Below are 11929 nucleotides of genomic sequence, written 5' to 3' on the forward strand. Positions count from 1 at the left end.
CGCGAACGCGGCCCAAGGGTCAACGTCCCCCGCCTGCGCCGCGAAACCGCGCAAAGATCAGCATCTTGAACACAGATGCGACGACCGGGCGGGACCAATCCGTTCGACTGTCGCCCATCGTTGCGATGACGCAACAGGGTTATCAGACCAACCGGCTCTGCTCGATGGACGCCGCCATGAAGGAGGCGAACAGCGGATGCGGCTCGAAAGGGCGGGATTTAAGCTCCGGATGATACTGCACGCCGATGAACCACGGATGGCCCTCCAGCTCCACCGTTTCCGGCAGAATGCCATCGGGCGAGGTTCCGGCGAACCGCAGACCGCAGGCCTCCAGCCGACCGCGATAGTCCATGTTGACCTCATAGCGGTGACGGTGGCGTTCGGAAATCTCCGTCGCACCGTAGATCTTGGCGATATGGCTTTCGGGCGCAAAGGTCGCCAGATAGGCGCCGAGCCGCATCGTGCCGCCCATGTCGCCGTTGGCAACGCGCTGTTCTAGGGCATTGCCGCGCAGCCATTCCGTCATCAGACCAACGACGGGCTCCCGCGTCGGGCCAAATTCGGTCGAATTCGCCTCCGCGATACCGGCCAGGTTACGGGCAGCTTCCACCACCGCCATCTGCATACCGAAGCAGATGCCGAAATAGGGAACCTTGTGCTCGCGCGCGAACGTCACCGCCGCGATCTTGCCTTCCGAACCGCGCTCGCCGAACCCGCCGGGCACCAGGATGCCGTTGACGTCCTCAAGCCAGGGCGAGGGATCCTCGCGCTCGAAGACCTCCGACTCGATCCATTCCAGGTTGGCCTTGACGTTGTTGGCGATACCACCGTGCATCAACGCCTCGATTAACGACTTGTAAGCGTCCTTCAGCCCCGTGTACTTGCCGACGATGGCAATTGTAACTTCGCCTTCCGGATTGGCGATCGCCTTGGAGATGGCCTCCCAGCGCGACAGGTCCGGCTGAGGTGCCCCGGTAAGACCGAAGGCGGCCAGCACTTCGTCGTCCAGCCCGCTTTCGTGATAGGCGATCGGCACATCGTAGATGGAAGCAACATCGAGCGCGGGAATGACCGCGCTTTCACGCACGTTACAGAAGAGCGACAGCTTGCGCCGTTCGGCCTCGGGAATCGGCCGGTCGCAGCGAACCATCAGGATGTCCGGCTGAATGCCAATGGAGCGCAGCTCCTTGACCGAGTGCTGGGTCGGTTTGGTCTTCAGCTCACCCGCGCTCGGGATATAGGGCATCAACGTGAGGTGGATGTAGATCGCTTCGCCGCGCGGCAGTTCGTTGCCGAGCTGGCGGATCGCCTCGAAGAACGGCAGTCCCTCGATATCACCCACCGTACCGCCAATCTCGCACAGCACGAAGTCGAAATCCTCGTTGCCGTCGAACACGAAGGCCTTGATGGCATCAGTGACATGCGGAATGACCTGGACGGTGCCACCCAGATAGTCGCCCCGCCGCTCGTTGGCGATGATATCGCGATAGATCCGACCGGAAGTGACGTTGTCCTGCTGATTGGCAGGGCGCCCGGTGAAGCGCTCGTAGTGACCGAGATCGAGATCGGTTTCAGCGCCGTCGTCGGTGACGAAACACTCGCCGTGCTGAGTCGGGCTCATCGTGCCCGGATCGACGTTGAGATAAGGGTCCAGCTTGCGAAGACGGACCTTGTAACCCCGAGCCTGAAGGCTCGCCCCAAGGGCCGCAGACGCAAGCCCTTTGCCGAGAGACGACACCACGCCGCCAGTGATGAATATGTACCGCGCCATGGATATAAACCATATCCCTGCGGGCGACGATTCGGCCATCCGTATTACTGCGTTTCGAACAGGAAAGACGTCGCCGAAGATGCGGCCGGACCATAGCGGATCGCCACAGGCGGCGACACCCCCTGCTCACACGAACGAAGGCCGCGAACGACTACCAGTTCGCGGCCCTGATAGAGACTTGAAAGCCCGACTTTACTGAGAGGCGGGAACCTGTGGTCCGCTCGGGGCTGCCGGCTCGGCCGGAGCCTGCGCACAGGAAGCAGGCGCATCCGTCGTTGCCGGGGCATCCGTCGTCACCGGAGCATTGGCGGCGGGCGCATTGGCCGCGGGCGTCTCGGAGGACTGCGGCGGGCTCGCCTGCTTCAGCGAATCGAGAAGCGAGGGATTGCCGTCCTCTCCGGGCGCCGACAAAGGAGCCGGTGCGGGGGCCTGCGTATTGACCTGATCGAGGATCGAGGAAGGCCGCTCACCGTTCTGGGCGAGGATCGTCAGCACGATCGACGTGACAAAGAAGATCGCTGCCAGAATGGCCGTGGCGCGGGTCAGCACGTTCGCCGTGCCCCGGCTGCTCATGAAGCCGCCACCGCCGCCAATGCCCAACGCACCGCCTTCCGAGCGCTGCAGAAGCACGACGAGCACGAGAGCGAGCACAACCATGAGGTGAATAACGATGATGACGGTTTGCATCTTGGATCGGATACCTGATTTCGCGTTGCGCGCCTTCTACACGATCATGCAGCAGCTTTCCACCCTCGCCAGATAGGGAGTTTCAAGCCTTCCGCAAAGCTCCTGCTTCACAAAGCGCGATGGCAGGAGCTTGCGAAAATGTGCGGGATCGAACCTGGACGCGCTCAGTCGGACTGATAAGCGACGATAATGCCGAGGAAATCCGAGGCCTTGAGGCTCGCCCCGCCCACCAGGGCACCGTCGACATTGGCGGCCGCCATCAGCTCACGTGCATTGGCGGGCTTGACCGAGCCGCCGTAAAGAAGACGCATCGCCTCCCCCTCACCCGCAAACCGGCTGATCAGGTCCTTGCGCAACGCCGCATGCACTTCCGCCACATCGTCCGGCGTCGGCGTCAGGCCGGTGCCGATCGCCGAGATCGGCTCGTAGGCGATGACGGTGTTTGCAGCGGTTGTGCCCTCCGGCACGGATTCGGCCAGTTGATCGGCGATCACACTGAGCGCGCGTCCGGCTTTGCGCTCTTCCTCGCTCTCGCCAAGGCAGATGATGGCGACGAGCCCGGCCCGCCAGGCCGCCTCGGCCTTTGCACGGACATCCTCATTGCTCTCACCGTGGTCGGCACGGCGCTCGGAATGGCCGACGATGACGGCCGATGCACCCGCATCGCGCAGCATCTCGGGAGAAATGTCACCGGTATGCGCGCCGGAGACGGCGACATGGCAATTCTGCGCGCCGATGGCCACGGATGTTCCCACCGATGCGACAGCAGCGGTGTAAAGAAGCGGAGCGGGCGGACAGATCATCACGTCGACCCTTGCAGCAAGTGCCGGATCGACTCCGGCCCCCACCGCCGCGATCTCGCCCAATGACTCGCGCAAGCCGTTCATCTTCCAGTTGCCGGCAACCAACGGTTTGATCGACGCACTCATACCGGTCACGTCCTTTCCATAAACGGAATTGCGGATAACACTCGGCGTATTGGCTAGCAGATATCACAAGCATTACAAATCCGCTTCGCTTGCCCGGCGCGTTTCGCCTCACTATTATCTCGGCCAAATCGCAGACCGAACGGCGGGAAACCGCCCAGACAACAGGAATTTTCCATGCTCACTGCCCTGCACAAGCACGCTGGCGACTTCGTCGCGAAGGTCTTCATCGCGCTGCTCGTGCTGAGCTTCGGCATTTGGGGGATCGCCGATATTTTCCGTGGTTTCCGGCAGGACACGCTCGCCAAGGTCGACGATGCGGAAATCTCCACGCGTGCCTTCCAGACCGCCTATTCCCGCGAAGTTCAAAACTTCAGCCAGCGTATCGGCCAGTCTCTGTCGCGCCAGCAGGCCATCAACATGGGATTGCCCGGGCAGGTTCTCGGAAGCCTCGTCGCCGAAGCCGCTTTCGACCATGTCGCAATGAGTCTCAAGGTCGGCATCTCAGACGACGCGCTGGTCAAGCAGATCCACAACAATCCGGCCTTCCAGGACCCAGACGGACGCTTCGATCGCCGTCAGCTGGCGCAGGTGCTCTACAGCAACCAACTCAGCGAAGATCAGTATGTGAAGCAGGCGCGCAAGCTCGCCAAACGGCGCCAGGTCGCAGAAGCCATAACCGGTGAGATGCATCCGCCGGAGACACTGCTGGAAGCCGCCCACCGGTTCCGCTTCGAAGAGCGCACCGTGAACTATGTGACGCTGACGAAAGATTCGATTCCTCCCGTTGCCGATCCTTCGGACAAGGAGATCGAAGCCTATTTCAAGGATCACACGACCGACTACCGCGCCCCCGAATATCGCAAGCTGGAGATTCTCCCCGTCATTCCCGCCAACATCGCCCGGCCGGAAGACGTCAACGATGAGGATGCGCGCGCGGAATACGACGCCGCGCCCAATCGCTTCGGCACCACTGAACAGCGTCACATCCTGCAGATCACCTACACCGACCCCGCCAAGGCGGCAGCCGATGAGGCCAAGCTGAAATCGGGAACGAGCTTCGAAGATCTGATCAAGGAGAAGGGCCTTTCGGAGAGCGACGTGGACCTCAGGCTGATAACCAAGGACAAGCTCGTGGACCCGAAGGTCGCCGATGCCGCCTTCTCCCTCGGAGAGAACGCGGTCAGCGACGTGATCGACGGACAGTTCGGGCTGCGCATCGTCAAGGTGACCGAGATCAAGCCGGCGGCGAACAAGCCGCTTGAGGAGGTCAAGGACGTCCTCAAGAAGGAAATCGCCACCCGGAAGGCGGAAGACGAGGTCTTGTCGATGCACGACGAGATCGAGGATGCGCGCGCCGGCGGTGCGACGCTTGCCGAAATCGCCAAGCGCTTCAGCCTGAAGCTTGAGACGATCGATGCGATCGCGCGTGACGGCACCGCCCCGAACGGCGACAAGGTCACCCTGCCCGACGCGCCGAACAACCTGCTGAGCGAAGCCTTCAGCAGCGAGATCGACGACGAGGCCCCGCCGGTTCAGGTCGGCGGACGCGGTTACCTCTGGTACGACGTGGCCGACATCATGCCCTCGCATGAGCGCAAACTCGAAGAAGTGCGCGAAAAGATCGCGAGCGACTGGAAGGATGCACAGGTTCAGCAGCGTCTTGCGGCCCGTGCAGATGAAATGGCGAAGAAGCTGCGCGCAGGCACCGATTTCACGGACCTTGCCGAAGCTTCGGAGATGGAGTTACAGACATCAGAGCCGTTCTCGCGCGATCGCAACAACAACAAGTTGTCCGCGCAGGCGGTGACGGAAGCCTTTTCCGGAGCGAAAGACACCGTCGCGACCGCCGACGGAGTGGATGGCGGGCGCGTCGTGCTGCAGGTCGTCTCGGTTACCACCCCCGCCTTTTTCGCGGAGTCCGACGTGATGAAGAAGCTCGACAATGAGCTGTCCGACATGCTTCAGACCTCGCTCATTTCGCAGTTTGTCACCGGCGTCCAGGATTCGATCGGTGTCAAAATCAACCAAACTGCGCTGTCGAATGCCATCGGCAGCAGTAATCAGTAACAAGTCCGCGTTGCGTCTGGGGGATGCATGTCTGAACTGAAGGCTCTGATCGCGAAGGCTGCCAACGGCACGCCGCTGACACGCGAAGAAGCCACCACCGCTTTCGACATTCTGATGAGCGGCAATGCCAGACCCTCCCAGATCGGCGGCATTTTGATGGCGTTACGGGTGCGTGGCGAAACGGTGGACGAGATCACCGGCGCCGTCACTTCCATGCGCTCGCGCATGGTACCTGTCACGGCTCCCGAAAGGGCCGTCGACGTCGTGGGAACAGGCGGAGATTCGTCGGGCAGCTACAATATCTCCACCTGCACCGCCTTCGTGGTGACCGGGTGCAATGTGCCCGTCGCCAAGCACGGCAACCGCTCGATATCTTCGAAATCCGGTGCGGCCGATGCCTTGATGGCGCTGGGCGTCAATATCGACCTGACGCCGGAAAAAATCTCCCAGTGCATCACTAAGGCCGGTCTCGGCTTCATGTTCGCACCCGCCCACCACGGCGCGATGAAGCATGTCTGCCCGACGCGCTCCGAACTTGGCACGCGCACAATCTTCAACCTGCTCGGCCCCTTGTCCAACCCGGCAGGCGTCACGCGGCAGATGGTCGGCGTCTTCTCCGAAGAATGGGTGGAGCCGCTGGCACACGTTCTCAACAATCTGGGCTGCGAGCACGCCTGGATCGTCCATGGCTCCGACGGGCTTGACGAAATCACCGTCTGCGGACAGACCAGCGTGGCCGAACTGAAGGACGGCAAGGTCTCGACCTTCACGATCGCACCGGGAGACGTCGGTCTTGAGACCGCATCGCCGGAAGGGCTGAAGGGCGGCGAACCCGCTGAAAACGCCAAGGCCCTTCGCGGTGTGCTCAACGGCGACAAGAACGCCTATCGCGACGCGGTCCTGATGAACGCGGCGGCGGCGCTGATCGTGGCCGGAGCGGCACCGGATCTCGCCCGTGGCGTGGAAATGGCGCGCGAGTCGATTGACGGCGGCGCGGCCCTGGCACGACTGGAAAAACTTGTCTCTATCTCCAATTCCTGAAGTGGCGACCCCACGCATGCGGGATTTTTCATGACCGATGTGCTGAAAAAGATCGAGGCCTACAAGCGCGACGAGATCGCCGCGGCAAAGGTCAGCGTGGGAGAAGCGGAACTTCGCGCAATGGCCGAGGTAGCTCCGCCCGTGCGTGATTTCGAAGGTGCCTTGCGCGCGGCCGTTGCGGCCGGACGCTACAGGCTGATCGCCGAAATCAAGAAGGCAAGCCCGTCTAAGGGGCTCATCCGCCCGGATTTCGATCCCCCCGTCCTCGCCCGCGCCTATGAGGCCGGCGGAGCGACCTGTCTCTCTGTTCTCACCGACACTCCAGCTTTCCAGGGCAAGCCGGAATTCCTGAGGGCGGCGCGCGAAGCCTGCGCCCTGCCCGCCTTGCGCAAGGATTTCCTCTTCGAGCCCTATCAGGTCTACGAGGCTCGCGCCTGGGGAGCCGATTGCATCCTGATCATCCTGGCCGCCGTAAGCGATGCGGAGGCAAAGGCCCTTGAGGATGCTGCGCTCGGGCTCGGCATGTCGGTGCTGCTGGAAGTCCACAACGAGGCGGAGCTTGAGCGCGCGCTGAAACTGCGCTCCCCGCTTCTGGGCATCAACAACCGCAACCTGAAGACCTTCGAGACAAATCTCGAGACCTGCGAACGGCTCGCGCCCATGGTTCCGGACGACAGGTTGATGGTCGGAGAATCGGGCATCTTTACTCCGGCCGACTGCAAACGGCTTTCCGCCGTCGGCATCCGGATCTTCCTTATCGGCGAAAGCCTGATGCGTCAGAACAACGTCGAGGCCGCGACACGCACCCTGCTGGCACGCGACACATCACAAGCGGCGGAATAGGAAAAATGGCCGAAGGCGATCGCCTTCCCCATATCGATGCAACCGGCGCGGCTCATATGGTCGACGTGGCTGCAAAGGACGATACCGCCCGCACTGCAACCGCGATCGGCTCCGTGACCATGAAGCCGGAAACGCTGGAAATGATCCTCACCGGCAACGCCAAGAAGGGCGACGTGATCGCCACCACGCGGATCGCCGGGATCATGGCGGCAAAACGCACGCACGAACTGGTGCCGCTATGCCATCCGCTCGTCCTGACCAAGGTCACCGTCGATATAGAGCCGGACGAAAGCCTGCCGGGTCTAGGCGTTCAGGCGGCCGCCAAGATCACCGGCAAGACCGGCGTGGAAATGGAGGCGTTGACGGCCGCCTCCGTCACCTGCCTGACCATCTACGACATGGCCAAGGCCGTTGACCGCTTCATGGTGCTGTCGGGCATTCAGGTGGTGGCCAAGAGCGGCGGACAATCCGGCGATTGGAAGGCTCCGGGCTGGAGGGGAGAACCGCCCCGACAGGAGCCGCCTGAGCGTAGACGCATGATGAGCCTCATTCCCGTTGACGAAGCGCTGGCGCGCCTGCTTGGCGACGCCGTTCCCACGCATGCTGAAAACGTGCCTCTAGCCGATGCGAGCGGTCGCACGCTCGCCGTGGACCTGGCCGCAACCCGGACACCCAGCCCCCCTTTTCCACCTCCGCAATGGACGGCTATGCGGTGCGCGCCGAGGATCTCGGCACCGTTCCCTGCAAGATGAAAATCATCGGCGAAGCGCCTGCCGGACATGGTTTTTCCGGAACCGTCGGCGCTGGCGAGACCGTTCGCATCTTTACCGGAGCCCCATTGCCGGAGGGCGCCGACACCATCGTCATTCAGGAAAACACCGAACGCACCGAGAATACGGTGCGCATCCTGAAAGGCGTGCAGCGTGGCACTTAATGTGCGTCCGGCCGGGCTCGATTTCAGCGAAGGCGACGTCCTGCTGAAGGCGAGATCCGTGCTCGACTATCGCGTTCTAGCGCTGGCCGCCGCCATGAACCACGGCGAGGTTCCCTTATGCCGCCGCCCGCGCGTTGCGGTGCTTGCGACCGGAGATGAACTGGTGGAGCCGGTAGAGATACCGGGACAGGACCAGATCGTCGCCTCCAACCAGTACGGCATTGCAGCTCTGGCCGAGGCCTGCGGGGCCGAGGTGCAGCGGCTCGGAATTTCGCACGATGACGAGATCGAACTTGCCGGACATGTGCGAGCAGCGCTGGCCTGGCAGGCCGATATTCTGGTGACGCTCGGCGGCGCTTCGGTCGACGATCACGATCTCGTCAAGACCACGCTCAGCAACGAGGGCATGGAGCTTTCCTTCTGGCGCATCGCCATGCGTCCGGGAAAACCGCTGATGGCCTCGTTATTCGCCCCCTTATGCCCCTGCCCTTGAGGCCGGAGCACAGGTTACGGTTCTGCGATTCTAGAACGCGCGCAGCGACCGGGTGAGACAATAAGCGCGACTTGCCTCATTCCACATGCCAGGCCGACACTTTGTAAAGGTATCGCTTTCTGCCCGTTGCGGCGTTGGCGGAAAGCTCTTTCCTTACGGAAGATATCATCAGACAATCCTGCGCGTTTCACCTCGGCCGGATTGTTGTATAAGAGATGCAACTTGTGAGCGGGACAGAGGCTATGGGCCTGTGGCACCCGGGATACGAAGGGCCAGGTGAAACCGGCCCCAGTTTGTCGAGTTGAGCAGGAACGCTCCCTTTCACCGCCCGGCGCCTGACGGCCAGGGCCTTGAGAAATACTGCAGCTTTAGCTGATTGAAGACGTCCAGGATTTCACAATGAATGTCATGACGCGCCCCGAGGACCTCATCGAGCACGCGCCGGCCAATACCTACGTGCAGACGGTGACGGAAGTTACCCATTACACCGGCCGGCTCTTCCGTTTCCGCATGACGCGCCCGGCCGAATTCCGCTTCCGATCCGGTGAATTCATCATGATCGGCCTAATGATCGACGGCAAGCCGATCTTCCGCGCCTATTCGATCGCAAGCCCCGCCTGGGGCGAAGAGCTGGAGTTCTTCTCCATCAAGGTAGCCGACGGTCCGCTGACCTCGCATCTCCAGAACATCAAGGTGGGCGATGCCGTCTTGATGAAGAAGAAGCCCACGGGAACGCTGGTCAACGATGCGCTCATTCCCGGCAAGCGGCTCTACATGTTCGCCACCGGCACCGGCATCGCGCCGTTTGCAAGCCTCATCCGCGAGCCGGAAACCTACGAGAAGTTCGACGAACTGATCCTGACCCATACCTGCCGCGAAGTGGCGGAATTGAAATACGGTCAGGATCTCGTCGAAGAGATCCGCAACGACGAGATGCTTCGGGAGGTGCTCGATCCCTCCAAGCTACGCCACTACACCTCGGTGACGCGGGAAGGCTACCCGTTCCGCGGCCGGATCACCGATCTGATCGAATCCGGCAAGCTCTTCACCGATCTCGGCGTACCCCCTCTCGATCCCGCCACCGACCGCGGCATGATCTGCGGCTCAATGGAGATGCTGAAGGACACCAAGGCGCTTCTGGAAAAGACGGGCCTGACGGAGGGTGCGAACAACCGACCGGCCGAATTCGTCATCGAACGCGCCTTCGCCGGCTGAAGAATCACGTAAGCGAAATTCCGATAGGGCCGGAGCAGAAATGCTTCGGCCTTTTTCGTATAGAGCGGCAGGATCAGGGATCTTCCTCCATCGGAATTTGACCAAAGCCCTTCGTATCGCTTCCTCCTCACCTACCTTCGCCTTCCGACTTAAATCCTTATTTTCACACGTCTTTTTTCCCGCTGTCATCGCGCTCTCCAAATCCGGTGCACGTGTCTTCGACAGACCTCCATCCCTTCGCCAGCAGCGCTCCCGTTTGGTTAACTCGCCCTTAACTATTGCAGAACACATATAGAACGTGTAACGTTCCGTTCGCGTTTTGTACCCAGGCGATGCAGGCGAAAGACCCATGCTGACGCGCAAGCAATACGAACTCTTGATGTTCATTCACGAGCGGCTGAAGGAAACAGGCGTTCCCCCCTCCTTCGACGAGATGAAGGACGCCCTGGACCTGAGGTCGAAGTCGGGCATTCATCGCCTGATCACCGCTCTTGAGGAACGAGGGTTCATCCGGCACCTGCCCAACCGCGCCCGCGCGCTGGAAGTGGTCCGTCTGCCGGATTCCGTCACCCTCGGTTTTGCCGCCCAGCGCGGACGAGGATTTTCGCCGAGCCTCATCGAAGGATCGCTTGGGCGCAGTCCCGAACCCGCCGCACGCAACGCTTCAAGCAATGCGGAAGAGGTCGGAGAAGTTGCGACGGTGCCTGTCATGGGCCGAATCGCCACCGGTGTCCCGATCTCCGCGATCGAGACGCGCAGCCATTCCATTTCCGTCCCGATCGACATGCTCGGCAACGGCAATCACTTCGCCCTGGAAGTTCGCGGTGACTCGATGATCGAGGCCGGCATTCTCGACGGAGACACGGTGCTAATCCGGCGCGGCGACACCGCGGATAACGGCGATATCGTCGTCGCCCTGATCGACGATGAAGAAGCAACACTGAAGCGTCTGCGCCGCAAGGGAGCCTCCATCGCTCTGGAAGCGGCCAATCCCGCCTACGAAACCCGTATTTTCGGGCCGGGCCGGGTGCGCATTCAGGGAAAGCTGTCGGCGCTGTTCCGGCGTTATTAGAGTCGGTAAGCTATTGGGCCTGCCCCTCGGCATATTGGGGCAAGCCTTTATCATTGTATGCCCCATCGCGGTTCGCTGCGATGGGTGTGGAAGAACGAATTTGGATATCCGCGCAGCGATCCGGCAGGATGCAAAGTTATTTGAAAGGCGCGACCATCTAACCGAACACGTCACGATCCGAGTGTTGCGCCGTTTCCGGGTTTGTCATGGAGCGCGTTGCCAGGGTCGGCGGGTGTTTGGTCTGGCTGACGTTATACGGACAAACCCGTCGGCTCGCCGCTCGAGTTGCGCAGACGAAGATTGCCCGGCCTGCGGGGGATCCGAACCGAACCATTTTTCGAAAGTCATCTGCCCTTTCAGGTAAAGGGCGACGGGTCCGCGACTTTCCAAATAGGCCCGATCGAAAACCAGGGCATGGTTTGCACAATCCGGCGGTGCGGCGAGATGGGTAACGATGATATCCGCCCGCACGCAATTCTCAGCGAAGGCTTCCGGACGGTCGACACGGGAGAAGATGAGGGGACGGGGCTCAGGCGATCTTTCGGTTTCCAGAGCCGAGAAGGAGGAACGCGGCTGAGCCCCATGCGGAGCCATGTCTGCGGACTTGTGACGAACAAGAGCTGCCGCCACACGGTGCCGGTCGTCTGCCTCTGACGATGAAGAGGCTAGCGGAGGAATATCCGACAGACGTCGTCGAGATGGGGAAAGCGATGCGCGTGACTTTGTCTGCGTGGACTCTTGAAGTCCTTGAACCGTGGGAGGTAACGGACGTGTGCCGTCACCGTTTTCAGGTGCCTTTTGAAAGACCTTGAAGATGCAGGCGCGCTCATCGCAGCGCATCTCGGCATCTCCCGCCTTGCGTTCGGCCAGGGGAGCG

11 protein-coding genes and 1 pseudogene are annotated in these 11929 nt (G+C 61.5%); 9 read left to right on the plus strand and 3 right to left on the minus strand.

The window, feature by feature from the left end; genetic code table 11:
- Positions 1–142: 142 nt before the first annotated feature.
- The 3 genes from QNJ43_RS01105 to tpiA form a co-directional block, all read right to left on the minus strand.
- The gene (locus QNJ43_RS01105; protein ID WP_300466677.1) at positions 143–1771 is read right to left on the minus strand and encodes a CTP synthase; all 1629 of its coding nucleotides are present in this window, start codon (positions 1769–1771) and stop codon (positions 143–145) included.
- A 192-nt stretch (positions 1772–1963) separates the two neighbouring features.
- On the minus strand, positions 1964–2458 hold the full coding sequence (gene secG, locus QNJ43_RS01110; protein ID WP_300466678.1) for a preprotein translocase subunit SecG: 495 nt from the start codon (positions 2456–2458) through the stop codon (positions 1964–1966).
- A 164-nt stretch (positions 2459–2622) separates the two neighbouring features.
- Positions 2623–3387 (minus strand): triose-phosphate isomerase, encoded by a 765-nt coding sequence (gene tpiA, locus QNJ43_RS01115; protein ID WP_300466679.1) that lies wholly within the window; start codon positions 3385–3387, stop codon positions 2623–2625.
- Positions 3388–3561: 174 nt separating this feature from the next.
- Between tpiA and QNJ43_RS01120 the strand changes: the two genes are divergently transcribed.
- From QNJ43_RS01120 to QNJ43_RS01160, 9 genes and pseudogenes are all read left to right on the plus strand, one after another.
- Positions 3562–5454 (plus strand): peptidylprolyl isomerase, encoded by a 1893-nt coding sequence (locus QNJ43_RS01120; protein WP_300466681.1) that lies wholly within the window; start codon positions 3562–3564, stop codon positions 5452–5454.
- Positions 5455–5481: 27 nt separating this feature from the next.
- Positions 5482–6495, plus strand: a complete 1014-nt coding sequence (trpD, locus tag QNJ43_RS01125) for an anthranilate phosphoribosyltransferase (protein ID WP_300466683.1) — start codon at positions 5482–5484, stop codon at positions 6493–6495.
- A gap of 30 nt (positions 6496–6525) precedes the next feature.
- Positions 6526–7338, plus strand: a complete 813-nt coding sequence (gene trpC, locus QNJ43_RS01130) for an indole-3-glycerol phosphate synthase TrpC (protein ID WP_300466685.1) — start codon at positions 6526–6528, stop codon at positions 7336–7338.
- 5 nt (positions 7339–7343) lie between these two features.
- Positions 7344–7823: pseudogene (gene moaC, locus QNJ43_RS01135) on the plus strand (cyclic pyranopterin monophosphate synthase MoaC); the annotation flags it as partial.
- Between the two features lie 212 nt (positions 7824–8035).
- Positions 8036–8272, plus strand: a complete 237-nt coding sequence (locus QNJ43_RS01140; RefSeq protein WP_300466687.1) for a hypothetical protein — start codon at positions 8036–8038, stop codon at positions 8270–8272.
- Positions 8262–8765 (plus strand): molybdopterin-binding protein, encoded by a 504-nt coding sequence (locus QNJ43_RS01145; protein WP_300466689.1) that lies wholly within the window; start codon positions 8262–8264, stop codon positions 8763–8765. Before QNJ43_RS01140 ends, QNJ43_RS01145 begins: the two co-directional genes overlap by 11 nt.
- 399 nt (positions 8766–9164) lie before the next feature.
- Positions 9165–9980: a ferredoxin--NADP reductase gene (locus tag QNJ43_RS01150; RefSeq protein ID WP_300466691.1), complete on the plus strand. Its 816-nt coding sequence runs from the start codon at positions 9165–9167 to the stop codon at positions 9978–9980.
- A gap of 349 nt (positions 9981–10329) precedes the next feature.
- A complete protein-coding gene (lexA, locus tag QNJ43_RS01155) occupies positions 10330–11052 on the plus strand; it encodes a transcriptional repressor LexA (protein WP_300466693.1) in 723 nt (240 codons plus the stop codon).
- Positions 11053–11466: 414 nt separating this feature from the next.
- Positions 11467–11706 carry a hypothetical protein gene (locus QNJ43_RS01160; RefSeq protein ID WP_300466695.1) on the plus strand — a complete coding sequence of 80 codons (240 nt, stop codon included), beginning with the start codon at positions 11467–11469 and terminating at the stop codon, positions 11704–11706.
- Positions 11707–11929: the final 223 nt, after the last annotated feature.

Origin of the sequence: Breoghania sp., from assembly GCF_030066895.1 — a bacterium.
Classification (GTDB): domain Bacteria; phylum Pseudomonadota; class Alphaproteobacteria; order Rhizobiales; family Stappiaceae; genus Breoghania.

Excerpts from the sequence above, each read along its gene's own strand:
- QNJ43_RS01150 (WP_300466691.1), top strand. The coding sequence starts at position 9,165 with ATGAATGTCATGACGCGCCCCGAGGACCTCATCGAGCACGCGCCGGCC.
- QNJ43_RS01140 (WP_300466687.1), top strand. The coding sequence starts at position 8,036 with ATGGACGGCTATGCGGTGCGCGCCGAGGATCTCGGCACCGTTCCCTGC.
- QNJ43_RS01160 (WP_300466695.1), top strand. The coding sequence starts at position 11,467 with ATGGTTTGCACAATCCGGCGGTGCGGCGAGATGGGTAACGATGATATC.
- trpC (WP_300466685.1), top strand. The coding sequence starts at position 6,526 with ATGACCGATGTGCTGAAAAAGATCGAGGCCTACAAGCGCGACGAGATC.
- QNJ43_RS01120 (WP_300466681.1), top strand. The coding sequence starts at position 3,562 with ATGCTCACTGCCCTGCACAAGCACGCTGGCGACTTCGTCGCGAAGGTC.
- secG (WP_300466678.1), bottom strand. The coding sequence starts at position 2,458 with ATGCAAACCGTCATCATCGTTATTCACCTCATGGTTGTGCTCGCTCTC.
- trpD (WP_300466683.1), top strand. The coding sequence starts at position 5,482 with ATGTCTGAACTGAAGGCTCTGATCGCGAAGGCTGCCAACGGCACGCCG.
- tpiA (WP_300466679.1), bottom strand. The coding sequence starts at position 3,387 with ATGAGTGCGTCGATCAAACCGTTGGTTGCCGGCAACTGGAAGATGAAC.
- lexA (WP_300466693.1), top strand. The coding sequence starts at position 10,330 with ATGCTGACGCGCAAGCAATACGAACTCTTGATGTTCATTCACGAGCGG.
- QNJ43_RS01105 (WP_300466677.1), bottom strand. The coding sequence starts at position 1,771 with ATGGCGCGGTACATATTCATCACTGGCGGCGTGGTGTCGTCTCTCGGC.